At 34.2% G+C, this 24,684-nt stretch carries 25 protein-coding genes and 5 pseudogenes; 24 read left to right on the forward strand and 6 right to left on the reverse strand.

Annotated elements, in window-relative coordinates; genetic code table 11:
* Nucleotides 1–120: 120 nt before the first annotated feature.
* The 3 genes from I6U48_RS23260 (at nt 121) to I6U48_RS29850 (ending at nt 2,042) form a co-directional block, all read left to right on the forward strand.
* On the forward strand, nt 121–951 hold the full coding sequence (locus I6U48_RS23260) for a nitroreductase family protein (RefSeq protein ID WP_218322875.1): 831 nt from the start codon (nt 121–123) through the stop codon (nt 949–951).
* A 427-nt stretch (nt 952–1,378) separates the two neighbouring features.
* A complete protein-coding gene (locus I6U48_RS23265) occupies nt 1,379–1,792 on the forward strand; it encodes a DUF3788 domain-containing protein (protein WP_218322876.1) in 414 nt (137 codons plus the stop codon).
* A gap of 67 nt (nt 1,793–1,859) precedes the next feature.
* Complete coding sequence (locus I6U48_RS29850) at nt 1,860–2,042, forward strand: hypothetical protein (RefSeq protein WP_246615509.1); 183 nt, start codon at nt 1,860–1,862, stop codon at nt 2,040–2,042.
* Nucleotides 2,043–2,152: 110 nt separating this feature from the next.
* Here I6U48_RS29850 and I6U48_RS23275 read toward each other — a convergent pair whose 3' ends face one another.
* Nucleotides 2,153–2,809 (reverse strand): TetR/AcrR family transcriptional regulator, encoded by a 657-nt coding sequence (locus tag I6U48_RS23275; protein WP_218322877.1) that lies wholly within the window; start codon nt 2,807–2,809, stop codon nt 2,153–2,155.
* 240 nt (nt 2,810–3,049) lie between these two features.
* Between I6U48_RS23275 and I6U48_RS23280 the strand changes: the two genes are divergently transcribed.
* The 14 genes and pseudogenes from I6U48_RS23280 (at nt 3,050) to I6U48_RS23345 (ending at nt 15,018) form a co-directional block, all read left to right on the forward strand.
* On the forward strand, nt 3,050–4,045 hold the full coding sequence (locus I6U48_RS23280) for an aldo/keto reductase (protein WP_218322878.1): 996 nt from the start codon (nt 3,050–3,052) through the stop codon (nt 4,043–4,045).
* A 57-nt stretch (nt 4,046–4,102) separates the two neighbouring features.
* Nucleotides 4,103–4,219, forward strand: a pseudogene (locus I6U48_RS23285) (aldo/keto reductase); the annotation flags it as partial.
* A 436-nt stretch (nt 4,220–4,655) separates the two neighbouring features.
* Nucleotides 4,656–4,766: pseudogene (locus tag I6U48_RS23290) on the forward strand (GTP-binding protein); the annotation flags it as partial.
* Between the two features lie 16 nt (nt 4,767–4,782).
* Nucleotides 4,783–5,038: pseudogene (locus I6U48_RS23295) on the forward strand (tetracycline resistance ribosomal protection protein); the annotation flags it as partial.
* 8 nt (nt 5,039–5,046) lie between these two features.
* A complete protein-coding gene (locus I6U48_RS23300; protein ID WP_246615510.1) occupies nt 5,047–5,154 on the forward strand; it encodes a zinc ribbon domain-containing protein in 108 nt (35 codons plus the stop codon).
* Between the two features lie 102 nt (nt 5,155–5,256).
* The gene (locus tag I6U48_RS23305; RefSeq protein WP_246615511.1) at nt 5,257–6,102 is read left to right on the forward strand and encodes a helix-turn-helix domain-containing protein; all 846 of its coding nucleotides are present in this window, start codon (nt 5,257–5,259) and stop codon (nt 6,100–6,102) included.
* Nucleotides 6,103–6,175: 73 nt separating this feature from the next.
* A complete protein-coding gene (locus I6U48_RS23310) occupies nt 6,176–6,820 on the forward strand; it encodes an MBL fold metallo-hydrolase (RefSeq protein WP_218322880.1) in 645 nt (214 codons plus the stop codon).
* Nucleotides 6,821–6,942: 122 nt separating this feature from the next.
* Entirely contained in the window at nt 6,943–7,887 is a 945-nt protein-coding gene (locus I6U48_RS23315) for an AraC family transcriptional regulator (protein WP_218322881.1), read from the forward strand.
* 358 nt (nt 7,888–8,245) lie between these two features.
* Nucleotides 8,246–8,806, forward strand: coding sequence for a flavodoxin family protein (locus I6U48_RS23320; RefSeq protein ID WP_218322882.1), 561 nt, complete (start codon nt 8,246–8,248; stop codon nt 8,804–8,806).
* 284 nt (nt 8,807–9,090) lie between these two features.
* The gene (locus tag I6U48_RS23325) at nt 9,091–9,894 is read left to right on the forward strand and encodes a DJ-1/PfpI family protein (RefSeq protein WP_218322883.1); all 804 of its coding nucleotides are present in this window, start codon (nt 9,091–9,093) and stop codon (nt 9,892–9,894) included.
* A gap of 285 nt (nt 9,895–10,179) precedes the next feature.
* Nucleotides 10,180–10,608: a MarR family winged helix-turn-helix transcriptional regulator gene (locus I6U48_RS23330; RefSeq protein ID WP_218322884.1), complete on the forward strand. Its 429-nt coding sequence runs from the start codon at nt 10,180–10,182 to the stop codon at nt 10,606–10,608.
* 87 nt (nt 10,609–10,695) lie between these two features.
* Nucleotides 10,696–12,456: an ABC transporter ATP-binding protein gene (locus I6U48_RS23335; protein WP_218322885.1), complete on the forward strand. Its 1,761-nt coding sequence runs from the start codon at nt 10,696–10,698 to the stop codon at nt 12,454–12,456.
* Nucleotides 12,453–14,303: an ABC transporter ATP-binding protein gene (locus I6U48_RS23340; protein ID WP_218322886.1), complete on the forward strand. Its 1,851-nt coding sequence runs from the start codon at nt 12,453–12,455 to the stop codon at nt 14,301–14,303. The genes I6U48_RS23335 and I6U48_RS23340 overlap by 4 nt, the downstream gene beginning before the upstream one ends.
* A gap of 256 nt (nt 14,304–14,559) precedes the next feature.
* Nucleotides 14,560–15,018, forward strand: coding sequence for a MarR family winged helix-turn-helix transcriptional regulator (locus I6U48_RS23345; RefSeq protein WP_218322887.1), 459 nt, complete (start codon nt 14,560–14,562; stop codon nt 15,016–15,018).
* Nucleotides 15,019–15,523: 505 nt separating this feature from the next.
* Here I6U48_RS23345 and I6U48_RS23350 read toward each other — a convergent pair.
* From I6U48_RS23350 to I6U48_RS23360, 3 genes are all read right to left on the reverse strand, one after another.
* Entirely contained in the window at nt 15,524–16,168 is a 645-nt protein-coding gene (locus I6U48_RS23350; protein WP_218322933.1) for a pentapeptide repeat-containing protein, read from the reverse strand.
* Entirely contained in the window at nt 16,155–17,282 is a 1,128-nt protein-coding gene (locus tag I6U48_RS23355) for a DEAD/DEAH box helicase (protein WP_218322888.1), read from the reverse strand. Before I6U48_RS23355 ends, I6U48_RS23350 begins: the two co-directional genes overlap by 14 nt.
* A gap of 155 nt (nt 17,283–17,437) precedes the next feature.
* Nucleotides 17,438–17,980 carry a tyrosine-type recombinase/integrase gene (locus tag I6U48_RS23360; protein WP_218322889.1) on the reverse strand — a complete coding sequence of 181 codons (543 nt, stop codon included), beginning with the start codon at nt 17,978–17,980 and terminating at the stop codon, nt 17,438–17,440.
* A 297-nt stretch (nt 17,981–18,277) separates the two neighbouring features.
* Between I6U48_RS23360 and I6U48_RS23365 the strand changes: the two genes are divergently transcribed.
* Nucleotides 18,278–18,475, forward strand: a complete 198-nt coding sequence (locus I6U48_RS23365; RefSeq protein WP_218322890.1) for a cold-shock protein — start codon at nt 18,278–18,280, stop codon at nt 18,473–18,475.
* A 327-nt stretch (nt 18,476–18,802) separates the two neighbouring features.
* Nucleotides 18,803–19,048 (forward strand): annotated as a pseudogene (locus I6U48_RS29855) (DUF1189 family protein); the annotation flags it as partial.
* Between the two features lie 49 nt (nt 19,049–19,097).
* Here I6U48_RS29855 and I6U48_RS29860 read toward each other — a convergent pair.
* Nucleotides 19,098–19,199 (reverse strand): annotated as a pseudogene (locus tag I6U48_RS29860) (flavodoxin family protein); the annotation flags it as partial.
* A gap of 332 nt (nt 19,200–19,531) precedes the next feature.
* Nucleotides 19,532–20,311 carry an EFR1 family ferrodoxin gene (locus I6U48_RS23375; RefSeq protein ID WP_218322891.1) on the reverse strand — a complete coding sequence of 260 codons (780 nt, stop codon included), beginning with the start codon at nt 20,309–20,311 and terminating at the stop codon, nt 19,532–19,534.
* A 134-nt stretch (nt 20,312–20,445) separates the two neighbouring features.
* Here I6U48_RS23375 and I6U48_RS23380 point away from each other — a divergent pair, with 134 nt between their 5' ends.
* The 5 genes from I6U48_RS23380 to I6U48_RS23400 all read left to right on the forward strand — a co-directional run bounded on the left by I6U48_RS23380 (nt 20,446) and on the right by I6U48_RS23400 (nt 24,668).
* On the forward strand, nt 20,446–20,799 hold the full coding sequence (locus I6U48_RS23380) for a winged helix-turn-helix transcriptional regulator (protein WP_218322892.1): 354 nt from the start codon (nt 20,446–20,448) through the stop codon (nt 20,797–20,799).
* A gap of 244 nt (nt 20,800–21,043) precedes the next feature.
* Nucleotides 21,044–21,742 (forward strand): VanR-ABDEGLN family response regulator transcription factor, encoded by a 699-nt coding sequence (gene vanR, locus I6U48_RS23385; RefSeq protein ID WP_218322893.1) that lies wholly within the window; start codon nt 21,044–21,046, stop codon nt 21,740–21,742.
* Nucleotides 21,720–22,859 (forward strand): sensor histidine kinase, encoded by a 1,140-nt coding sequence (locus I6U48_RS23390; RefSeq protein WP_376774594.1) that lies wholly within the window; start codon nt 21,720–21,722, stop codon nt 22,857–22,859. The genes vanR and I6U48_RS23390 overlap by 23 nt, the downstream gene beginning before the upstream one ends.
* Nucleotides 22,860–22,952: 93 nt before the next feature.
* Entirely contained in the window at nt 22,953–23,927 is a 975-nt protein-coding gene (locus I6U48_RS23395) for a D-alanyl-D-alanine carboxypeptidase family protein (RefSeq protein WP_218322895.1), read from the forward strand.
* A 216-nt stretch (nt 23,928–24,143) separates the two neighbouring features.
* Nucleotides 24,144–24,668: a VanZ family protein gene (locus tag I6U48_RS23400; protein ID WP_218322896.1), complete on the forward strand. Its 525-nt coding sequence runs from the start codon at nt 24,144–24,146 to the stop codon at nt 24,666–24,668.
* Nucleotides 24,669–24,684 lie beyond the last annotated feature (16 nt).

Genomic DNA, 24,684 nt, shown 5'->3' on the forward strand with positions numbered 1-24,684 from the left:
TGATTAAAAAGATTGAACAACCTATTGAAACATATTTCACAGTAAGCAGAAAGATAAAAAGACTAGAAATTTTATTTCCTTCCGACAAACAATAAAAGAATATTAAGAGAGGATATATATATGAATAATACTGATTTTATTAAAGTTAATTCTGAGACATGTACTAAATGTGGATTATGTGTAAAAGTTTGCAGAGGAACTCTAGTAATGAGTAATCTCGGACCCAAAGTTGCTAAAGATCTTTGTATTGAATGTGGACATTGCGTCGCGATTTGTCCAAATGCAGCTTTGGACAGTATCAGAACTCCCTTACAGAATCAAATAGCAATAAAAAAAGAGTATATGATAGATTCTGATATTGCTGCAGGCTTTCTTCGTTCTAGAAGATCCGTGCGCAGCTTTCAGAAGAAGGGCGTGCCTCGGGATACTGTTCGTGAGCTTCTTGATATAGCCAGATTTGCACCTACAGCCTGTAATTCTCAAGGAATTTCGTATCAAGTGATAGACAATCCTGATACTTTGCATCAAATTACTTCTGTTATAGCAGATTGGGCTGAGCAGGCTATGGAGACAGGTTCTTTAAAGAATTCACCATGGATTCAAAATACCGCTTCTACTATAGCTCAATATCGTAAAGATGGCAAAGACACTATTTTAAGAGATGCACCATGTTTAATAGTAGCAACAGCTGAGAAAGAACAAAAAACGCTTGGCCGTGATAACACACATTTTTCATTAGTATACGCTCAATTATATGCTCCAACATTAGGACTAGGTAGCTGTTGGTCAGGATTGTTCGAGTATTGTGTTACAGATGAATATAAGCCACTACTGAAAATACTCAATATTTCCCAAGATAGAGTAGTAACCGCCGGGCTATTAATAGGATATCCGTTATATAGTTTTAAACGGTTAGTGGATAGAGCTCCTTTGCAGGTTACTTGGGAATAAGGAAAGTGGAATGCAAAAGGCAACCTCACAAAGCAAGGTTGCCTTCTAGACTATTACCTAAGCAAAGACGATAGTATTGCTGTTATTAATAGTCTAATTATCCATATTGAGATATTATCGGCATTATCGTACAATGGTTTTAAATCAATTGTAACTATTTTATAATGCACAGAAAGTATCACTAAGGATAACGCTAAAATTACTACCAATATAAGTTGATGCATAATTATAGTTCCCCCTTTAAATAATTCTTAAATTATTTATCAGGCGTATATTAATAATTTGCATCTTTTGCTAACAAATTTATAAACCTTTGTATGCAAGCTTTTAATCCATGGTAGTATATAATAAATAATTACCATAAGTTGTAGTTTTATTCAGCTTAAGGTAGAAGGTTATAAATAGAAATTTGAAAGGGGATATAAAGATGTTAGATAAAATACCCACAAGAGAGGATTTGATTGCTTTAATTGGAAAACCATTATTTGAAACTTGGACAGCATTATGTGACATGATTGAGCAAAAATATGAAATGGAACATTTATGGAACAATGGAGGTAAAGCATGGAAATATGAGTACAAATATCGTAGAGGTGGAAAAACACTTTGTGCATTATATGTGAAAGAAAATTGTCTTGGGTTTATGGTTATTTTAGGAAAAGATGAACGGATAAAATTTGAGGAAGATAAACAAAATTATTCTCTTGAGGTGCAAAAAATCTATGATGAAACAAAGACCTACCATGACGGAAAGTGGATGATGTTTGAGTTAACGGATACTTCTCTATTTTCAGATATAGAAAAATTGTTGCTTATTAAAAGAAAACCCAATAAAAAATGATTGTCAAATTTTAATTTAAAGTTGAGCAATATAGTAATTTTGTTAAGGAAAATACATGGTGACAAAAATGAATGATGATAGATGTGAATTGATACAAAACTTAGATAAGTTGCACACAATCGAGTTGGGAGTTGGCAGAATTAAAAAAATAAATTGGAATCCTCATGAAAGACTTAGAAAAATTATTTGGAGATATAATAAGAAGTACACAGTTAAAGGTAAGAAAAACTGTGAGAATAAAAGAAACTGAAATAGCCAGTTAAGGAGAACTATGTTTTTTAACTGGCTTCTATTATTTTAAACAGTTTTTTTATGTATTTCTTAAGCATATAAAATTGTTAATCAACATCTATAATAATTTTAATATATACGATTAAATTTAATAGCAAAATGCTGTATTCTTTCATGCATATCGATTTTCATTACTTCCTCACTTAATTCTGGTACAAAAATTTCAGAAACAAGTAATAAAAAATAATCTTTCAAAGCTTGTTCGTGATTTAGCCCATTTTCAAATAAATAATTTCTATTTATTAACTTTGTAATCATTACACGGTCTTGCAATATAAGCAGCTTGCTATTAAGGTGCTTATAGAACACACCTTTATTTTTTCCAGCCTCAAAAAAAACTTCTATTTGTCTATTTCTTTCCTTTAATTGCGTGCTAATGTATAAATATAAGTTAGGATAATTCTTGTTTAATTCATCTATAAAAAGATCAGTAGCAGTGCCCCATAAAGCCACATTTTGATAAAAGAAATCAGGAAATCCTTTTATAAAGGTTTCTCTCTCATCCAGTTCAGTAGGAACTTTAACGGTTTTAATGAAATTTACATATTTAGCTACAACAGCAGCTATAACTTCTTCTTTTGAAGAAAAATATTGATAAAGCTTAGCTCTGCTTACTGTCATAATTTTTGCGATATCTTCCATTTTTAAATTTGCAAAGCCCTTAGTTATTATATATTCCTGAATCTTTTGAATCATTTCAGCTTTTATTTGATCTTTATCAGCCAATCTAAACACCATCCTTTTTCCAAATAGATTATAACTGATTTATGGACAATAGTCAAAATAGACAAAATACACTAAATGTGTATAATATGTTTGACATGTATATTTATATGTGCTATCTTATTGTTAAAGATAATCTTAATAATTTAAATCTGAAGATACTTTTATAGCTACTGAAATGGCTCATCAATTGTATGATGCTTGTCTTTCAGAAAAAGAATTAATTAATTGGAGGATAATATTATGACATTAAGCAAACGAAAACTTGGAAATCAAGGCCTTGAGGTATCAGCTATTGGGCTTGGCTGCATGGGCATGAGTCAATATTATGGACCAGCGGATGAAAAAGAGTCTATTGCTACTCTTCATAGAGCTATAGAAGTAGGATGCAACTTCTTTGATACAGCTCAAGGTTACGGTCCACTAACTAATGAAGAATTATTAGGACGTGCTTTCAAAGGAAGACGCCATGAGGTAATCCTTGCTACAAAATTTGGTTTCCGTTTTAAAGATGGTAAACAAGTAGGTGCAGAGAGGGCCAGTAAACCTGCAGAAATCAGAGAAGCAGTAGAAGGCTCATTACTTCGTCTAGGTACTGACTATATTGACTTAATATATCAACATCGTATTGATCCTGCGGTACCTATTGAAGAGGTTGCAGGAACGGTAGGTGACTTAGTTAAAGAAGGGAAAGTAAGATTTTTCGGACTTTCAGAGGCTGGGGTAGCTAACATTCGTCGAGCGCATGCCGTTCATCCTGTTTCTGCCCTACAAAGTGAGTATTCCCTTTGGGAACGTAATTTAGAAGAAGATATAATACCTGTACTTAGAGAACTGGGGATTGGACTCGTACCATTTTGTCCACTTGGAAGAGGTTTTTTAACTGGTAATGTTATGAGAGCAGAGGAATATTCAGAATATGATTATAGGCGTAATGATCCACGTTATCAAGGAAAGAACTACGATTCCAATGTGGAGGCTGCAAAGATAGTACATCTCATTGCAAATAAAATACAGGTTAAGCCTGGACAAGTTGCTCTTGCTTGGATTTTACACAAAGGTAAGGACATCGTACCTATTCCTGGTACTAAACATCAAAAATATCTTGAAGAAAACGTAGCTTCAGAATCTATAAAACTTGATGCTGCAGAAATGAACTTGCTGGATGATGCATTAGCTATGGGAAAAGTATCTGGAAATCGCTATCCAGATTGGGTTATGGAAACCATCGATCGCTAGAAGGATATATGGATAGCCTTAGGTGTAAATGAACCTATAGAAAAGGAGAGAAACATTATGGAATATTTAGAATTTGGTAAAACAGGAATGCAAGTGTCAAGATTTGGACTTGGATGTATGCGCTTTCCTTCTGATGAAAAGGAAGCTATTGAAATGGTACATTATGCCATAGATATAAGAGATGCTCATGAAGAATTTATGGAATATACTTATCTACCACGAAGATAAGATTTAAAAATTAAGAAAATGGGATGACAAAAACTATTGAAAAGAAAAATAGTTTTTGTATAATATAAATAGACTCAAATATAAACATGAGAAAATATAAATGTAAAGGTGTTCTAAACACGGTATTTTTTTGCCTATTTATGAATATGATATAAGATTTTAATACATATAACTTTTTAATCAAGTTGTATAAATTAAAGTCCTATATTTCATGTTTATATTTTTGTCATATAACTATGAGGTTGTAAGTGAACTTGTGTTCATTTGCAGCCTTTTTATTTTTTTAGGAGATTATTAGTATGATTAAGATATTAAGAATACAAAGCACAAAGAAATTTTTTCATAATATAAGGATGGTGAATAAATAGTAGCGAATAAATATATGAAAAGGATTAATATAGGAATTGTGGCTCACGTTGATGCGGGAAAAACAACTACAACTGAAAATCTTTTATACTACAGTGGAGCTATATTAGTTATATCTGCAGTAGAAGGTATTCAATCCCAGATCAGTAGGATCATTACCAAAGTCTTTCCAAAATGCCATTGAGGAAGCAGTTGTTAAGACGAGCAAACAGGGTCTATTTGGATGGGAAGTTACTGATATAAAAGTTACACTCACCTGTGGAGAATTTTTTAGTCCAGCTAGCGCTCCTGCTGATAGAAGTACCATTTGAATTTGCTAAAACTCGCCAAAAGTCAAACTATGACCCTTTAAATAAAAAAGAGTATTTGCTTCATAAGTTAAATGCAATTAGAGATTAATGAAAGGAATGATTGAGATGATTGTACCTATTTTAGGAAAAGCAATAGGCGAAGAAGAAGCAAGAAAAGAAATGACCACTTTATTACCAACTCTTAAACGTTGGCAAAAAGTATAATTTATGTAAAACTTAATATAGATTATTAGAGAATTTACTAATTAGCGCAACTAAATTGACTACAGTAAACACGTGGTATATGATGAAGGTGAATTAATAATTTTGAAAGGTGAAACTATGAATATAAATAACTTGTTTTTTAATCTTCATTACTGCAATTGTAGGCAACCAGGTGGAGAAGTGAAATATTCAAGTATAATTAATAGAACTCTTCAGCATCATGAAATAATTTTAATTACCGGGGGCAAGGGATATATTAGATCTCTGCATAAAAGCTATGATCTAAAGGAAGGTACTTTATTATATCTTAGTCCCAATGTTCGATACTCTGCAGATATAGATTCTGCGGAACCTATTTGCTTTTTTTCAGTACATTTCAGTTATGTAACGGTAGGAATTAATAATGATAAATGGGATATTACAGAGGAAGTTGACACTTTACCATTAGATTTTGTGCAAAGCTTAAAGGACTGTTATCTAGTTAATAATGTATTTAAGAGGTTAGTAGAAAATTGGATGGCGAAACTCCCAAAGTATGAATTCATAGCGAAAGCTTTACTTCAGGAATTGATATTTGAAATCTTTCAAAATATAAGAAATAATAACCATGACTATTCAGCTTCTTTAAAGGTTGATAGAGTTATTGAATATATGCGTGGCAACATAGATAATAAAATTACTTTGACGGATTTATCTAAACTGGTGCACTTATCCCCTACATATTTATCTGGAATTTTTAAAGAAACTACAGGGTATTCTGTGATAGAATTTTTTAATAAGATGAAAGTTGATAAAGCCAAAGAGCTAATTATCGATGGCGATAAAAAAATAAAAGAAGTAGCTAAAATACTTGGCTTCACTGATGAATTTTACTTTAGTAGGATATTTAAAAAAATTGAAGGCATAAGTCCTTTAGAGTTTTATCATAAAAATGTCCATGGATATTAAAATCTTGCATGGAACAAGGGCACTTTCATGCTTATAATTAGGACGTAATTATATATGATGGAGGAAAATTTAAATGAAGATTAAATGGTTTGGGCAATCATGTTTTATGATAACCTCTGAAAATGGAACTAAAATAGTAACAGATCCATATAATAAAATGCTTGGGTATAAATTACCTGAAATTGAAGCAAATATAGTATCTACAAGTCATGAACACGGTGATCACAATAATGTAAAGGCAGTCAAAGGTAATTTTGTGCACATAAATGAATCAGGTGAATTTTCAAAAGATGGTATTGAGATAAAGGGTGTAAAGACATTTCATGATAAAGCTTCAGGAGCCAAGAGAGGTAAAAATACCATATATAACTTTAAAGTTGATGGAATAAATATCTGTCACTGTGGGGATCTTGGACATACTCTGGATTCTAATTTCGTGAAGGAAATAGGTAATGTAGACATACTGCTTCTTCCTGTTGGCGGTAGAGCTACAATAGATGCCATTGATGCAGTTACTGTAATGAAGCAGTTAAACCCTATAGTGGTTATACCGATGCATTACAGAACTAAAGCATTAGGATTAATAGGTTATATATTTAGTAAGGTTGATAAATTTATAACAGCTTCAGGGTTGAAAGTAAAGGAAGATGATGTATTGAAATTAAATCAAGAGAATATTAATGATTATTCTGGGATTGTTGTTCTTAAATATGATTAATTAGCAAGAATCCTCGGGGGAATGTTATGGGCTTTAGTTCGTATATTATGTATACTTGCAGCGTATATTTATTTTTAGTATAATTTGAATACCATGAAAAAATTAAGGAGCGTTTTCAAATCATGAATATATATAGTAAGTATTACATTCCAGAAACGGATAACACTGAGAGACTACTGGAATCAAAAATGAACAAGCTTGCACGTTTGTTGTATACTTATGCTCCGTATGACGGCATTTTAAATCTACCCATCTCTGGTCTAACTATCATCCGATATTCAGGCACAGACATGGATTGCTCAAAGACTTTCTATCTGCCTTCTTTAGCCATTGTTGCACAAGGGGCAAAGTCCATTATAATAGGTCAAGAGACATACCAACTTGGTAAATCACAAATGATAATGCAGCCGGTTACCTTGCCGGTTTCACTACGAACTATGGAGGCAAGCAAGTCCGAACCTCTCCTCGCTATCAGGATGGATCTTAATCCAAAGCGGATTGCAGAGATGGCTCTAAAAATATATCCTTATGGTTTGCATCAAAGAAAGCAGTGGCAAGCCGGGTATGTCATGAATGCTGATGTAAGTGTTATCGACGCAGTGATAAGGCTTCTGGAGTGTCTCCAAAAGCCTAAAGATATGAAATTCATTGTGCCGCTCATTATGGATGAAATAATAATTCGTATACTTCACAGTTCTGTTGGCGTTTATGTTGCTGCAATGGGTTTTGCAGACTCGGGAGTACATCAGGTAGCAGATGCAATTGCCTGGCTTCGTGATAATTTTTCTCAGCCGGTTAAGGTTTCAGATTTGGCAAAGCTCACACATATGAGTGTATCTTCTTTTCGCGATCATTTTAAAGCGGTAACTTCGATGACACCTATGCAATATCAAAAAGCTCTGCGTCTACAGGAGGCGAGGCAGCTAATGTTGTATCAGCACATGGACGCGGCTACTGCCTGTAGAATGGCTGGGTATGTGAGCAATTCTCAGTTTAGCCGGGATTACAGCAGTTTTTATGGAGTTTCTCCAAGAAAAGATATAGCCAGATTGCGTCAGCAATCTTAAAAAACCATACTGACTGAAACTACAGCTTTTGGCTTAATAGTTCATATGACTTTTAAACTAACAAAAAGAGAATCAAATTACCACATTATGTTGCCCGCTGCTGAAAAGTTAGCGGGTTTTCCTTATATTCTGCAAGAATATGTCATTGGGTTAACAATCTCAGCTCTCCTATACAACTGGGAAGAGATAATGATTTGGTGAAAAAGGCAAAAGGGCAGGTGAAAAAGGCAAACATCCTTGATATGTAACATATATAATTAATTTAGTTTTTGAACCAGTATTAAGCTGTTCTCTTAGGGGTACCATGCTGGTTTGAGCAACATTTTAATTTTAAGATTGATATCAGGAGGTAAGAAAAATGAAAGTTATGGCTTTTGTAGGTAGTGGGAGAAAGGAAGGAAATACTTCAAAAATAGTTGGCGCTATTTGTGACGGCATTAAGGAAAATGGACATGACGTTGAAATTTATAATTTATCAGAACTTGATAATAAAGGATGCAGGGCCTGTGGTTTATGTCAGGCAAACAAGGTGGAATATTGTTCGATTAATGACAAGATGACCGAGCTTTTACCAAAGATAGCAGATGCTGACTGCATTATCGTGGGAACACCTGTCTATATGTTGCAAGTGAGTGGTCACACAAAACAGTTCCTCGATAGAATGTTTACATTTTTTATAGAATCCAATAATACTACGAGAATTTTACCAGGGAAAAAATATATAACAGTTACATGCAGTGGTGCACCTGCCGAAGCATTTAAAAATGTTACGGAATATCTGAATATCATTTTTGGTGGCTATAGTAAAATGGTGAATGCCGGTAATATTATCGCAGGAAATTTGGGGGATAAGGATGATATTCTTAGTCAACAAGAAATTTTAAAACAAGCTGAAGAGATAGGACGAAAATTAAACTGATTGCACTAAATACAGGGGAATCGGTATATCCGGAAGGATAAAATGTTTAGGATTATAGACGAATTTCTCATACTATGGTATTTAAATATATCATTTTACTTTATTAAATTCCTACGTAGCTAGTGCTAACATTTATCGCCTGAAACAAGATATATGTAAATGTTAGAAATATCTGGCCCTATATTTAGATTGAAATCTGGCTCTTTTTGAAAGGCAGATTGTATGTTGTAATATAAATATGACGTGCACGGATTAAAAATTTATTTAGCGATGGAGGATTTTTAATGGATATTACTAGAGTAGCTAAAAAAGTAGGAATACTATTATTTGACGGTGTGGAACCAATGGATTTTGTCGGCCCATATGAGGCATTTATTTCTGTAAATATAGCCTCGCCTTTCGCTCATTATGATCTGTTTACAGTCAGTGAAAAAAAAGGAGATATCAATTCTAAAGGATTAGTAGTGAAAGCGGACTATGACTTTACAGATTGCCCTCAGGCAGATATTTTAGTTATACCTGGTGGAAAAGTAACCCCCGAACTTTTATGTAATGATAATATAATAAACTGGATAAAATCGCAGAGTAAAAATGCAAATATGGTATTTTCTATATGCAATGGAGCTGGTTTAATTGCTAAGGCGGGTTTGTTAAAAGGGTTATCTGCCACAACACATCATTTTTTTTATGATACATTGGCTGAAATCGATCCTACAATTCATATTGTTAAGGGTGAGCGATTTGTAGATAACGGAAATATTATTACGGCTGGAGGAGTCTCTGCTGGTATAGATGGTGCCTTATCTATTATACTTAAGGTTTCAGGAGGAGAAGCCTTAAGAAATGCCTGTGAGTCTATGGAATATGGGCCGATATGGAAATCAATTAAAAAAAAGCAAGCAGGACAAGATGTATTTCGTAAAATTAATAAGGATTGCATTAAATGTGGAAAATGTGCAAAAGTTTGTCCGTTTAATGCAGTTCATGAAGGTGAAACTAAATATGAAATTGATCCTCAAAAGTGTATAGGAATAGGTCCCTGTGCTGAGCTATGTCCAGTAGGTGCGATTGAGTCTCCTATTGATTAAAGCAAAGAACATTCCTTATGGAAAAGAAATTGAATTTGTTAGTTCCATCATGCATTTTCTGAAGATTTAAGTGTAAGGGTAAATACCAATATTCTTAGATGATTTGGTTTTTATTCTTCTAAAAGTTCATAAGACCTTTGTAGGAATACAGAGGTCTCATTTTTATGTGTAAAACATAAATATAAATGCATTTATTAGAAAAAATAAGAATTAGTATTGACAAAATGATTAATAGTATATATAGTTAATAGTGTTAGATAATTTTAAATTCAAGTAGGTGAAAAAATGGATTACGAAAGTTTAGCGAGTGAGTATATGGAAGTAATGTACCGGATGCGTGGAAGAAATGCCCAGAAGCATGTTAGCGATTCTGTGAATGGTGAAAATTTTGTACTCTCCTATATTTCTGAACATGAAGGAAATGTAATTCCAAGTGATATCAGTAATGCCATGGGAACCACTTCAGCTAGGATTGCAGCGGCTCTTAACAGTCTGGAGGGAAAAGGGCTGATTTTACGAAGAATTGATTTGGAGGATCGTAGAAGAATTTTGATTGACTTAACTGATGCCGGAAGAGAGCAGGTACATAAGCAAAATCAGATGAGGATGAGCTTTATAACCAATATGCTTAAATATCTCGGAGAAGACGACGCAAAGGAGTATATCCGGATTATGAAAAAACTTGCTGATAAAAGCCCAGAAGATTTTATATAGATGCAGTCACGTTATGTGACTGCATACGTTACAACAAATACCTAATAGTGTTAGTATATAATGCAGTTAATAAAAGGAGGAGAAAATATGTTTAAATTATTAAAACACCTGAAAAAAGGAGAATGGATTCAGGTGTTGGCAAGTATAGTATTTATCGTAGCACAGGTCTGGCTGGATTTGAAACTTCCAGATTATATGTCTGAGATTACAAAAATTATACAAACACCGGGAAGTGAACTGTCAGCCATGTGGTCGGCTGGTGGAAAGATGATGCTTTGTGCTATAGGTAGTCTTGTGTCCGCTGTAGTGGTAGGATTTTTTGTAGAAAGAATCGCAGCTGCTTTTTCTCAGAGGCTTAGAAGTCTTTTGTTTTCCAAGGTAGATTCTTTCTCAATGGAAGAAATCAGCCGTTTTTCTACAGATAGCCTGATAACACGATCAACCAATGATATTACTCAGGTACAGATGCTGGTTGCAATGGGATTACAGACACTAATTAAGGCACCAATTCTGGTAGTATGGGCAATAACAAAAATTTCAGGAAAAGGGTTTGAGTGGACGGTTGCTACGGTTGTAACGTTAGGAATTATGGTTGCTGTCATAGTACTGATTATGATTTTCGTCATGCCAAAGTTTAAAAAAATGCAAACACTGATCGATAACTTGAATCGTGTAACAAGAGAGAATCTTACAGGATTACGGGTGGTAAGAGCATATAATGCAGAAAACTATCAGGAAGAAAAGTTTGAAAATGCAAACGAAGAGTTAATGGCTACCCAGCTATATACCTATCGCGGCATGGCTATTATGATGCCGATGATGACAGCACTCATGGGGGGATTGTCCCTAGCTATCTACTGGATTGGGGCTTATATCGTTAACGGAGCAGAGGCCATAGAGCGTTTGACACTTTTTTCTAACATGGTTGTGTTTTCTTCTTATGCTATGCAGGTGATAATGCCTTTCTTGATGCTTGTGATGATTTTTATAATGATGCCAAGAGCGTCAGTATCTGCCAAACGTATCAATGAAGTACTGGAAACGGAACCTGCAATTATAGATGGATATGTAGAAGAAGGAAAAGAGGGAATAGAAGGACAGATTGAATTCCGAAACGTCAGTTTCAAATATCCGGGAGCTTCTGATTATGTCCTGGAAAATATCAGCTTTACTGCAAAGAAAGGAGAGACTGTTGCATTTATCGGTTCAACTGGCAGCGGTAAGAGCACACTAATTAGTCTGATTCCAAGATTTTATGATGCTACAGATGGTGATGTCCTAGTAGATGGTGTAAGCGTGAAAGGATACACACAAGAAGCTTTGCATAATAAGATTGGATATGTTCCACAGAAAGTAGTGATGTTTCGAGGAACGGTGAGCAGTAATGTGAGTTACGGTGATAACGGAAAGAAAAAGCCGGCACGTGAAGAAATACAGTCTGCGGTAAGAATTGCGCAGGGAAGTGATTTTGTAGAAAAGATGGAAAACCAGTATGAAGCGGATATCTCCCAGGGAGGTGCCAATGTGTCAGGAGGTCAGAAACAGCGATTAGCTATAGCCCGTGCAGTTTGTCGTAAACCGGAAATTTATATTTTTGATGACAGCTTCTCGGCACTGGATTATAAGACCGATCGCATACTTAGATCCACGTTAAAAAAAGAAACAGCGGGAGTAACCAGCCTGATTGTTGCTCAAAGAATCGGAACTATTATGGATGCTGATCAGATCATTGTTCTGGATGAAGGCAAAGTGGTTGGAAAAGGCACTCACAAAGAGCTTTTAAATACTTGTGATGTTTATAAAGAAATAGCTATGTCACAATTAAGTGAGGAGGAATTGGTATCATGAGTGAACAAAGAGTAAAACAAAATTTGCAGGGTAGTCCAAAGGTAAGGAGCGCTGTGGGCGGAATAGTGGAAAAACAGAAAAGTTTTAAGACAACTGTGGCAAAACTGTTAGGGTACTGCAAGAAATATGTACCTGCCATATTAATTGCATGGATTGCTGCGGCAGCTGGAACGGTGCTGCAGGTTATCGGACCTAACAAATTAAAGGATTTAACGGATGAAATCATGAAGGGTCTTCCGAAAGTGGTAAAAGGAACTCAGGTGCTAGGAAGTATTGATATGAATGCGGTTTCTAAAATTTCATGGACACTGGCGATATTTTATGGTATCTCACTACTTTTGAATTATTTACAAAGTTTGATTATGGCCACGGTAACTCAGACTATTTCTAAGAAGATGCGAACCGATATTTCGCAGAAAGTGAACCGTCTTCCGCTGAAATACTTTGATTCCACCAGCTTCGGTGACGTCTTAAGTCGTGTAACAAATGATGTGGATGCAATTGGGGATACTCTGAATCAAAGTATTGGAACGTTAATTACCTCAGTTACGATGCTGATAGGTTCTCTGGTCCTGATGTTCTATAGCAGCTGGATTCTAGCACTGACTGCCATAGGGGCAAGTGCTCTTGGGGTTGTTTTTATGGAGCTCATCATGAAAGGATCACAGAAATACTTTAAAGAACAACAGGAAGAGTTAGGCCGCATTAATGGACATATCGAAGAGGTTTATACAGGACATAATGTTGTGAAGGTCTATAATGGAAGCAGGGAAGCGAAAGAAATATTTGAAAAGAGCAATTCAAATCTATACAAAAGTGCGTGGAAATCTCAATTCCTAGCTGGATTAATGGTACCTATTATGAGCTTTATGGGTAATTTTGGATATGCAGCAGTGTGCTTAGTTGGTGCAGTACTTGCTATGGATGGAAAAATTACCTTCGGTGTAATTGTAGCATTTATGATGTATGTAAAGTTATTTACACAACCGCTGTCACAGATGGCAGTAGCAATGAGCAGTTTGCAAAGAACTGCAGCTGCAAGTGAACGTGTCTTTGAGTTCCTGGATGAAGTTGAGCTGGAAAATGAGTCAGAAAAGCAGAGTAACCTTACTAAGGTCAAAGGTGATGTTGAATTTAAGAATGTTAAATTCGGATACACACCGGATAAGACGGTTATTCACAATTTTTCAGCTAATATAAAAGCCGGACAGAAGGTGGCAATCGTTGGACCAACTGGAGCAGGAAAGACAACCATGGTCAATCTGCTTATGAGATTCTATGAGCTTGATGCAGGAGAAATTTGTATAGATGGTGTTCCTATTCATGAGGTACGTAGAGAAAATGTCCATGCACAGTTTAGTATGGTATTACAGGACACCTGGATTTTTGAGGGAACCATAAGGGATAACATCATATATAGTAAGCAGGGGGTTACTGAAGAAGAGGTAATAAAAGCATGCAAAACCGTAGGGCTTCACCATTTTATCAAGACTTTACCAAAGGGCTATGATACAATACTGGATGATAAGGCAAGTATTTCAGAAGGACAGAAGCAGCTCATTACAATAGCAAGAGCGATGATACAAAATGCTCCATTACTAATACTGGACGAAGCTACAAGTTCTGTGGATACACGTATGGAACGTATGGTACAGGCAGCTATGGATAAGCTTACTGCGGGAAGAACATCTTTCGTCATTGCCCATCGGTTATCAACGATAAAGAATGCAGATCTTATACTAGTAATGAAGGATGGTGATATTATCGAAAGTGGAAGCCACGAGGAACTGCTTGAAAGGAATGGCTTTTATGCAGAGCTATATAACAATCAGTTTGAGGTAGCATAAAATTGGTGTAGAGAGGTAACTGTTTAAAAAGGATTAGAATTCTAAAAATAGTAAATAAAAAGTCTGAAACAGCCGGAGTATTTATAACGGACAAAAGTTACAAGTGTCTCCGGCAGTAAATCATCAAGATCGCTATTTTGTATTTATTATGAAGATAATCAACTTTATTTTTAAAAGTTATGATATAATTAATATTGTTCACAGTGGAACAATTCTGCTATGAACTATATTATATTTTGATTGGAGGATTACCATTATGGATTACAATAATCTCAAGGTTAAGCAGTCTGGCGAAGTGGTTCAATCTTTTATGGCAATTAGTGGAACTTTGACAAGGTTTACATCACAAAATGCTGATAGTATGGGCCTTACATTACAACAGATGGGTATTTTGAATATAGTAAGTGCCTTTCCTGAAATAACACTTAAAGGGATAACAGACAAATTAAATCTCCCAAAAAGTACGGTTAGTGTTAATGTTGACAGTCTTGTTAACTTAAAACTTATTGATAGGAAAATTACTAAAGAAAACCGTAGGGAAATCCATTTAACTTCAACTTCAAAAGGTAAAGAGCTATCAAAGAAGTCTTCTCAAAACGCTCTATCATATAGAGCCATGGCGTTAGCATTGGAAAAAATACCAGAAGAGGATGTTCAGACTCTAATTCGAATACATAAAGAACTTTTAAACCATTTGCGAGACTGCAAGTTTTAAATGCATAATCTTAATATTTAGCGTAACATCTGAAAGAATGAACAATTTATCTAAACACTGTATTATTCAGAATTGGATTTTACAGTGTTTTTAATTAGTCTTTCAAAAATTATGTGTACATATATTTGAACCGCATTATTTACAATATTTTCGATGGCCCTTTTAAAAAGGTTTCTAGCCATGTTAACCCGTACGTCTGTATCACTAACTAAGCGCAATTTAATGTTTTTGGATTCGCATATGGGTTCAAATGAATGCAAGATTTCTTTAATTGCGGGCACAATTTTATGCGGTATGAGTTCCTCTGGTCTGAATATGTTTAAAAGATCGGTAACTATATTATGCATTTCTTAAAAAAGAACGAGTGAACAGCTAGATTAGAAGAAGTTTGTTTTGAAATATAATTCCAATTTGGTGGAGGCATAAATATTTAATATGCCTCCTTTAGGTTATCTGTTTATATAGATACGGTAAATAGTATCATAAGTAAGTGAGGTTGATAATTTTAACTGTCGATATTGCTCAAAAACTTTATTATGTAACTTAAAGTGTAAAATTCCCTGTCCAGTTTTGTAACAATTGACTTTAGTCCCGTAATTATTGTTTCTTCCGTAAAATTTTCTAGTAGAAGCATAATATTTAATGTATTAAGGCCGCCGTCTTTTGTGTCAAGGACTCGTGATTTCTTTACATATTTGTTTTCCATAGCTGTTAAAACAGCACTTCTTAACTCTTCGCTAATTTTTAATTTGGGCATTTCTTCAAAAATTCTGATGCCTGGGGCATTTATATCAATATTTTTAGCTTTTCTCATATCAGTAAATAAAAATATAGTATTTATAAATTTTACATCCTTGAAATTAGTATTTTCCAGCTTAACAGAGTCGAAAACAGTATTTTCAAAAACAGCACTTTTAAAGTCACTGTCTTTTAAATTTGTTCCAATAAATTCTGCATATTTAAAGCTGCATCTGAAGAAATTGGTGGATTTAAAATGTGCTCCTCTAAAGCTTGCAAAATCAAAAATCGAGCCTGAAAAGTCGCAGTTATAACAGTTGCTTCTCTCTAGGTTTTTGTACATAAAATTTTTATTTTTTTTCTCTATATTATTGTAGTTGAAATTTCTTGGAACACTTCTATTTGTAGCCATTATTCTCTTCACCTAAGTCCCTTCTTGGTATTTTAAATTTAATAGCTTTTTCTATTTCTTCAAGTCTCAATCTGTCTTTTGGGTCAATAAATAGGCAGGTGTAACCTTCCTCTCCGGCTCTTCCGGTTCTGCCGATTCGATGTATATAGCTTTCTGTGCTTTCAGGTATGTCATAGTTATATATATGGCTAACTCCGCTTATATCAAGCCCTCTAGAGGCTACATCCGTTGCTATTAAGTATTGAAGATCACCATTTCTAAAGGATTTCATTATTCTTTCACGTTTTGACTGAAGTATATCGCTGTGCAGCTTTTCACAGTTGTAGCCTCGCTTATATAGTGCTGCTTCCAGTTCATCTGCTCTTCTTTTGGTTCTGCAAAATATTATAGCCATATATGGATTGTCTTGATTGAGCACAATACACAAAGCATCCTGTTTTTTTCTGTCTGTAGTTTCTACTACCTGCTGTTTAATAGCATCAAGAGTTACTTCTTCTTTATTTACTGTTACTTCTAACGGCTCTTTCGTGTATCTATAGGCTAGTCTTTTAACATCTGAATTTATGGTTGCAGAGAAACAAAGGGTTTGGCGTTTTTTAGAAGTTTCTCTTATGATTGCCTCCACCTCATTTTTAAAGCCCATTAAAAGCATTTGATCTGCTTCATCCAGTACAAAGGTTTTTAATTTACTTAAATCTATAGCTTTTCTTTCAAGATGATCAAGAAGTCTTCCTGGAGTTGCAATAACAAGATGGATACCCGTTTTTAGCTTCTTAAGCTGGGACCCAACATCCTTGCCTCCATAGGCTGCCAATATATTAACATCCTTAGCTTGTTTAAGCTTCAGAGCTTCCTGAGTTATCTGAAGGGCAAGCTCTCTTGTAGGAGTTAAAATTAAGGCTTGAACTGCATCAATCTTAAGTGAAATATTTTCAAAAATGGGAAGCAAGAACGCTAGTGTTTTTCCTGTGCCGGTTTGAGATTCTACTATAACATCTCTTCCGTTCTTTATAAGACCGATACTTTCGGATTGAACCAGTGTGGGCTCAGTGATGCCATTATTTTTTAATATCTTTACTATATCTTCGCTGATTCCTAATTGGTTAAAATTCATTATCTTCTACCTCTCTTGTTATAGTGTTCCATTTATAAAGTTAAATTAATACATGTGGAAGAAAGTGTTGGTGATTAATAGTGGATAGTGTGTGGAGAAAATAAAAATGAGATCATACATAATAAAAGTTTATATATGTTCTCACCTTTATCTATTTACTGAAAGAAATCCTCAATGCTAGTGGCTTCAATATCAGCAACACCTATATATCTAAGAGTCATATCAGGTGTGGAGTGATTAAATAAGTTCTGCAGCAAGGCGATATCGTTATGCTTTTTATAATGGTGATACCCAAAGGTTTTTCGGAGTGTATGGGTGCAGATATCATCTAGACCAAGTTTTCCGCTTATTTGATTTATCCACTTATAGGCTTGCTTGTCTGTTATAGGCTTTTTTCCACCTTTTTTACTTGGAAAAAGCAGATCCCCTGCAGACATTCCAAGTATAAACTTCTCAATTTCATTGTGAATTTCAGGAGACACGGCATATTTCAACGATCTGCCGGTTCTGCTTTCCTTTACTTCAATTTGAGACTTGTTTTTTACATCCCAAACTATAAGATTTAGTATATCTATAATTTTTAAGCCTGTATTTATTGCTATATCAAATAGTAAGTAATTTCTATATCCGACCTTAAGTAATTCTGATTTTAGCGTATTAATTAAGTTAGTATCCTTTATTGGCTGAATAAGTTTCATATTGTTTCTCCCTCTCAATGGAAGCTCAATTAAAACTTTCTGGCTGCCATATCCTTTAATCATATACTATTCATAAGAATTATACAAATAATTAATATAAATGAGCTAATTAAAAAGAATAACTTGTTTTATTTAATAAACTATGTTATTCTTAATGAGAACTTAAATTAATGGTTAACAATTCAACAAAATATATTTCAATTAGTACTTTCCACGTATAGTATGATGATATGGGAATTTTATTAGTGAATTAGTACAATGAGTTTAAGAATAATAAAATTTCGGAGGTACAGTTAGATGACTGGTACAGTAAAATGGTTTAATTCAGAAAAAGGCTTTGGATTTATTACAGGAGAAGACGGAAAAGATGTTTTTGCACACTTTTCTCAAATAAAATCAGAAGGTTATAAGTCACTTGAAGAAGGTCAAAAGGTTTCTTTTGATGTTGTAAAAGGACCAAAAGGACCTCAAGCAGAAAATATTACAGCTATCTAAATTAATGCAATTTAATTAGTGTATATTTTAACTCTCGAATAGATATTGTATTCGAGGGTTTTTTGCGTGCGCCCAGTATCGGAGCAATCTAACATATGAAAGTACCAGGCGTAGGAATAAGGTGTTCATTGTGAGGTGGAATCTGAAAGAAGCTTTAAGCAAATTTAGAGTTTGACGAATAGAAACTATATTATGCATATATATGTTAGATAAAGTTTCCTAAATTAAAGAATAAAACCTTTGATAGTGGCGTTGACGGTGAACCGTAACATAAATAGTGTTCAAGGAATAAAGCATAGTGAAGGTATTTTAATATTAAAAGATAAAATGATTCAAAAAAAGAATAAAGTACAAACACAAGTAACTGATTTCAAATCATTTCAAGGAGCTACTATTAACAAAAATATGGTAAATAGATACTTACCTTCTGCAAATGCTATTATACCATTTATCTTTCTAGGAAATATTTTTGTGTATTTCTTTGGAGAAATCTTAAGTTCTTTATTTTTAGCTATATTTGCTCTTATAATTAATGGGATTTTTAAGACAAATTTAAGGTATGGACAATTGTATAGCCTAAGCATTTATGCATTAACTACTCCAATTATAATAGGTACATTGTTTAAAAACCTATTTCAAAAGCCTTTTGACAGTCTAAAGGAAATTGTGAGTTTCTATGCGCCGACTTCTCTTTTTCTGAGAAGCGGTCAGCTTTATATGAGGATGCCCCTGCAGGTTCCTGTCTTCATGGTGTTAGTGAAGAAGGAATATTGTTTCGAGATATTGCTAAAGCAATCGCTAAACGTCATAATCTGCCAGTTATGAGTATTTCTCATGAAGATGCAGAAAAACATTTTGGCTGGCTTTCTCAGTTTGTTTTAAGTGATAATCCGGTTTCAAGTGCGCTCACACAGGAGTTGCTGGGATGGAATCCGAAAAATCCTGCCTTGATTGAGGATATTCTAGGAGTATAAAATTTCAAGGAAGCATACTTACTCACCATCTTATAGTATGCTTCCTTTTCATATTCTGATAAGATTTTAATTTGAGTATGTTTTATGATTTTTGAATGAGATCATTTACCTTTATGTCTGGATGGTGATAACGCCCTTTTTTAACAGTCGCTTTCTTATATTGTATAGATTTTTGAGGGCACCATTGCATGCAAGCAAGACAGGACTCACATTGATTGTCCCATTTTGGTTTTCCTTCATACATAACTATATTGCTTGCAGGACATACCTTTGAGCATAAGCCGCATCCTATACATTTTTCATCAGTCCAGAAATTTTTGCCCATAGCTTTTGGCCTAAAAGTAGCTGTGTATAGTAAGTTATAAACAGGACTCATAATAGCATTAGTCTTATATTCAACATATTGGCCGTTTTTTATAGCAGAGGCTATTGTATAAACTTGCTCTTTTTCGTTCTTAAAAAGTTTATTCTGTTCTTCTTCGGAAACAGTTTGAAACATGAGCTGATCGCTGCCAGGCATAAATACACTAAAAGATGCAGCCAATTTAATGCCTTTTTTGTTTAGTATTTTTTTCATTTGATCAAGGGCAGCCCCTATCATCCCGCCACAGGTTGCTATAGTAAAAATATAGGTATGTTTACTTAGCTGCAAGTTTTCTATAAAGTTTTTTACCATCACAGGTATTCCAAAATTATATACAGGAAATACAAAGCCTATTTTATCTGATTTAGTGTCTTTAGAAATGGACATATTTTTCTTAGAAATTTGTACAATTTTAGAATCTGTTAACTGTTCACTCAAATCCTTTGCTACCATTAGACTGTTTCCTGTAGCTGAAAAATAATAAATTGTTGTATTCATAGTTAGATCACTCCTTGATTTTTTATAGTACATTTATTATACTTAGAACAAAAATACAGCACAAGTACGCAGAATATACGAACTAAGTATGCTTGACCGTACTGAATTTTAGAATTTGAGGGGGAATTAATTAAATGAAAGATATAACATTTAAGGAGTATCAAGAGAAGATAAGAGAAATAAAAATCGATAAAAATTGTGGAGCATATAAAACCCTAGAGATTTTTCAAGGAAAATGGAATATTCGAGTACTATTTGAGTTGATAAAATACGACTCTATTCGTTTTGGTGATTTAAAAAAACAAATAGGAGAAATAACTAATACAATGCTCACTTCTACACTCCGAGATTTAGAAAGCAAGGGCTTAGTTGATAGAACTCAATTTAATGAAATCCCACCACATGTTGAGTACTCACTATCTCAAGCAGGAAAAGATTTGTACCCCATTTTTGTTGAAATGATGAGATGGAGCAATAATCATCAGTAATTACATAAACTTTAAATTTTGATGATTCTTAATTATATTATGAAAAAAATGTGATACAATTTTCATATCGAATAAAATCACAATCGTAGGATTTTATGAATTAATATATTTAAATGGTTTACATAAATATTGAAGCCTATATTAATAAAATCTTAAGGTTTTATTAAGAAAATTATTATGATATAAATTTTGGTTTGCAGTACTATAATAATGAGTGTTTAATCAGGAGGAAGAGATAGAACTTATGAGTATCAATATTTTAGTTGTAGACGATGAACAGTCCATAGCGAACCTAATTGAAGTTTATTTAAAAAATGAAGGTTTTACAATATACAAATTTTATAACGGTCAAGATGCGCTTCGGTGTGTTGAGTCAGAACAGTTAGGGCTTGCGATACTTGATGTCATGCTGCCGGATATTGATGGCTTTACTCTCTGTCAGAAAATTAGGGAAAATCATAATTTCCCTGTTATTATGCTGACTGCTAAAGATGAGGAAATTGACAAAATTACCGGGTTGACGCTAGGTGCGGATGATTACATAACAAAACCGTTTCGACCTTTGGAGCTTGTTGCCCGTGTCAAGGCGCAGCTTCGGAGATTTACTAAATATAATTCTTCAGAGTTAAACAAGGAAGAACACTTGATTGCTTTCTCCGGATTGGTATTGGACTTGGATATCCATGAATGTACATTAAATGAGAAAAAGCTATCCCTCACACCTACAGAATTTTCAATTCTTTGGGTCCTTTGTTCCAATCGAGGACGGGTGGTCAGTTCGGAAGAATTGTTCCATGAGGTATGGGGAGACAAATATTTTACTAACAGCAATAATACGGTAATGGTTCATATCCGCCATTTAAGAGAAAAAATGCACGACAGCGCAGAACATCCTAAATATATCAAAACGGTATGGGGGGTTGGCTATAAAATTGAAAAGTAAAAGTGACAAAAGAAGTAATGATTATACCAAAATAGAAAGAAAAGTATTTTTTCGAATGCTTCTAATTATTTTTGCCACGGTTACAACTGTTTATCTATTACGCAATATCCTGCGGGGGCGGATTGGGGATCGTATTGTCCGATTTTTAGTCATTGCTTTTAGGTTTGAAAATTCGGACGCAATGACAATCTATCAGTTGATGATTCGCAATAATATGGATATGATCCTTTTTGTTGTAATCTTAATATTTTTAATTATCCTTTTTCGGTTTTCTGCTTCTTGGTTTACAAAATATTTTGATGAGATCAGCGCTGGAATGGATAAACTTACTGAGGAATCTGATAATGAAATTACGCTATCACCAGAATTAGATTTTATGGAAAATAAGCTTAATCAAATAAAAAACAACTTAGAAAAGCAAAAAAAAGCTGCACTTGATGCCGAGCGGCGCAAAAATGATTTGGTAGTTTACTTGGCTCATGATATAAAGACACCTTTAACCTCTGTTATAGGATACTTAAGTCTTCTGGATGAAGCTCCTGACATGCCTCCTAAGCAGAAGGCAAAATATGTTGGTGTTACCTTGGAAAAAGCTTATCGATTAGAGCAGCTTATAAATGAGTTTTTTGAGATCACAAGATTTAACCTCCAAACTATTGTCTTGAATAAAGAAAAAATCAATTTACTGTTTATGCTCCAGCAGATTGCAGATGAATTCTATCCAATGCTGGCTCCACAGGAAAAGCGAGTGTCCGTCAATGTGACTGAAGGACTCACTCTATTGGGAGATGCAGATAAACTGGCTCGTGTGTTCAATAACATTTTGAAAAATGCGATAGCCTATAGCTATGAGAACAGCGTCATTGACATTTCTGCGGAGCAGCAGGACAAAAATATAGTTATAACTTTTACTAATCAAGGAAATCCAATCCCGCAGGCAAAGCTTGAAACTATTTTTGAAAAATTTTACCGATTAGATTCTGCACGTTCCACAAACACCGGTGGAGCAGGGCTGGGTTTGGCAATTGCACAAGAAATTGTCACGGTTCACGATGGAACAATCTCTGTGGTAAGCAACATTGAAAATACTACATTTACAGTAAAGCTTCCATCATAAGAAAATCTTAAGAAGTTCATAAGATGGAATTCCAACATAGCTCCTTATTCTGTGTTTAAATAATATCAGCACAAAATAAGGAGTTGTTTTATTATGGTACGAAAACTAAAAAAGCAAAAGCCCAAAATACTAATATTTGTAACATTTCTATTGATGGTTGGAATTGTTGCTTTTGCTTATAAATTCATCATTATTCAAGGATATCAGCATATCTTTGACAAAGAATATGACGATAGAACGACATCGGCTCTCCTATCAAAGATAGAACCCGATCCCTATGTTTCCATATCTCCCGATAAGCTGAATAGTCCTAACGCGATTCTGATCCGTTTAAAAGATAAAACTACTCTAATGCAAAAAAATAGCGAAGAGAAAATTTATCCAGCTTCTTTGACTAAAATGATGACAGTCATTGTTGCAATAGAAAATTTACCTAATATGAAGGAAGAAATCAAACTGACAAATTCTACGTTTAAGGGGCTGTATGGAGCAGATGCATCAATGGCAGGTTTTCAATCAGGGGAACAAGTAATGGCAATAGATCTGTTATACGGGGCACTGCTGCCAAGCGGTGCGGAGTGCTGTATTGGGCTTGCCGATCAAATTGCGGGGTCAGAGCAGAATTTTGTAAAAATGATGAATCAAAAGGCGGCTGATCTTGGTATGAAAAACACCCATTTTCAAAATGTGACAGGGCTTCATAATAAAAACCATTACACAACAGTGAAGGATCTAGGTATTCTTCTAAGCTATGCTTTGAAAAATGATACTTTCAGGGAGATTTTTACTTCATCCCGTCATTCTACTGGACCTACGAATAAGCACCCTGGTGGGATAACCTTTTACAGTACTATGTTTGAAGAACTTAAGAATCAAAACATTACTGGTGGGGAAATTTTAGGAGGGAAAACTGGATATACCGATAAGGCTGGCCTATGCCTCGCGAGTCTAGCCAAAGTGGGTAGACAAGAATATATTCTGATTTCAACTGGAGCAAAAGGAGACCACCATTCTAAGCAGTATAATATTACCGATGCGTTAGCTGTATACAACAGTATAGGGAAATAATAAGTTCTTCATAAGAATTTATTAAGATTTTCATAAGCAAAAATTCCAACATCGCTTGCCTGATTTCGGTAAGATGAAATTGCATAATCGGACAAGCTTTTACATTCATGAAAGGGGACTCAGAGTGAATACTTATAGAGAAGTGATAACTGAAGATTATTTATAAACTGAATGTCAAAGAATAAGCAGGGATGAAATGAAAAATGGAGGTAAATTATGAATAAACGAGAGATAATTAAGAAAGTCTTTTTATATGGTGTTTTCACTTGCTATATACTTTTATTAATTAAAATATTGTTCTTATCAAGAATTTCGCATTTGGAGAAGAGGTCAATTAATCTCATTCCTTTTCATAGTATAATGGAATATATATCTAGCAGCTCTGCAAATATAAAAGCATTTGCTTTTGGTAATGTGGTTGGCAATATAGTTATCTTTATTCCGCTTGGTACGTATTTGTTATTATTCAAAAATGATAAAAGAGTAGCAACCAATTTGTTATTTATATTTATAGTGAGTTTGTTTGTTGAAATCACTCAGGGGCTTTTAGGCCTTGGGGCATCAGATATTGATGATGTAATTCTAAATTCTTTGGGCGGATTGATTGGTATTTTAGGTTACAAGTTTTTATTGTTTACATTACGAGATAGGAAAAAAGTATATACTGCAATCACAATAATATCCGCCATCGGATTACCTCGTATATTATATTATTTATTCATTATGAGAATGAGATTCTGAGTATCTTCCTTATGTT

It is taken from the genome of Clostridium thailandense (assembly GCF_019207025.1).
Taxonomy (GTDB): Bacteria; Bacillota; Clostridia; order Clostridiales; family Clostridiaceae; genus Clostridium_AM; species Clostridium_AM thailandense.

Bases quoted from the DNA above. Each gene is read 5' to 3' on its own strand.
- vanR (WP_218322893.1), top strand. From the start codon at position 21,044: ATGAGTATCAATATTTTAGTTGTAGACGATGAACAGTCCATAGCGAAC.
- I6U48_RS23325 (WP_218322883.1), top strand. From the start codon at position 9,091: ATGGATATTACTAGAGTAGCTAAAAAAGTAGGAATACTATTATTTGAC.
- I6U48_RS23395 (WP_218322895.1), top strand. From the start codon at position 22,953: ATGGTACGAAAACTAAAAAAGCAAAAGCCCAAAATACTAATATTTGTA.
- I6U48_RS23400 (WP_218322896.1), top strand. From the start codon at position 24,144: ATGAATAAACGAGAGATAATTAAGAAAGTCTTTTTATATGGTGTTTTC.
- I6U48_RS23350 (WP_218322933.1), bottom strand. From the start codon at position 16,168: ATGGCTACAAATAGAAGTGTTCCAAGAAATTTCAACTACAATAATATA.
- I6U48_RS23355 (WP_218322888.1), bottom strand. From the start codon at position 17,282: ATGAATTTTAACCAATTAGGAATCAGCGAAGATATAGTAAAGATATTA.
- I6U48_RS23375 (WP_218322891.1), bottom strand. From the start codon at position 20,311: ATGAATACAACAATTTATTATTTTTCAGCTACAGGAAACAGTCTAATG.
- I6U48_RS23265 (WP_218322876.1), top strand. From the start codon at position 1,379: ATGTTAGATAAAATACCCACAAGAGAGGATTTGATTGCTTTAATTGGA.
- I6U48_RS23315 (WP_218322881.1), top strand. From the start codon at position 6,943: ATGAATATATATAGTAAGTATTACATTCCAGAAACGGATAACACTGAG.
- I6U48_RS23335 (WP_218322885.1), top strand. From the start codon at position 10,696: ATGTTTAAATTATTAAAACACCTGAAAAAAGGAGAATGGATTCAGGTG.
- I6U48_RS23310 (WP_218322880.1), top strand. From the start codon at position 6,176: ATGAAGATTAAATGGTTTGGGCAATCATGTTTTATGATAACCTCTGAA.
- I6U48_RS23320 (WP_218322882.1), top strand. From the start codon at position 8,246: ATGAAAGTTATGGCTTTTGTAGGTAGTGGGAGAAAGGAAGGAAATACT.
- I6U48_RS23345 (WP_218322887.1), top strand. From the start codon at position 14,560: ATGGATTACAATAATCTCAAGGTTAAGCAGTCTGGCGAAGTGGTTCAA.
- I6U48_RS23300 (WP_246615510.1), top strand. From the start codon at position 5,047: ATGATTGAGATGATTGTACCTATTTTAGGAAAAGCAATAGGCGAAGAA.
- I6U48_RS23360 (WP_218322889.1), bottom strand. From the start codon at position 17,980: ATGAAACTTATTCAGCCAATAAAGGATACTAACTTAATTAATACGCTA.
- I6U48_RS23340 (WP_218322886.1), top strand. From the start codon at position 12,453: ATGAGTGAACAAAGAGTAAAACAAAATTTGCAGGGTAGTCCAAAGGTA.
- I6U48_RS23365 (WP_218322890.1), top strand. From the start codon at position 18,278: ATGACTGGTACAGTAAAATGGTTTAATTCAGAAAAAGGCTTTGGATTT.
- I6U48_RS23380 (WP_218322892.1), top strand. From the start codon at position 20,446: ATGAAAGATATAACATTTAAGGAGTATCAAGAGAAGATAAGAGAAATA.
- I6U48_RS23260 (WP_218322875.1), top strand. From the start codon at position 121: ATGAATAATACTGATTTTATTAAAGTTAATTCTGAGACATGTACTAAA.
- I6U48_RS29850 (WP_246615509.1), top strand. From the start codon at position 1,860: ATGAATGATGATAGATGTGAATTGATACAAAACTTAGATAAGTTGCAC.
- I6U48_RS23280 (WP_218322878.1), top strand. From the start codon at position 3,050: ATGACATTAAGCAAACGAAAACTTGGAAATCAAGGCCTTGAGGTATCA.
- I6U48_RS23330 (WP_218322884.1), top strand. From the start codon at position 10,180: ATGGATTACGAAAGTTTAGCGAGTGAGTATATGGAAGTAATGTACCGG.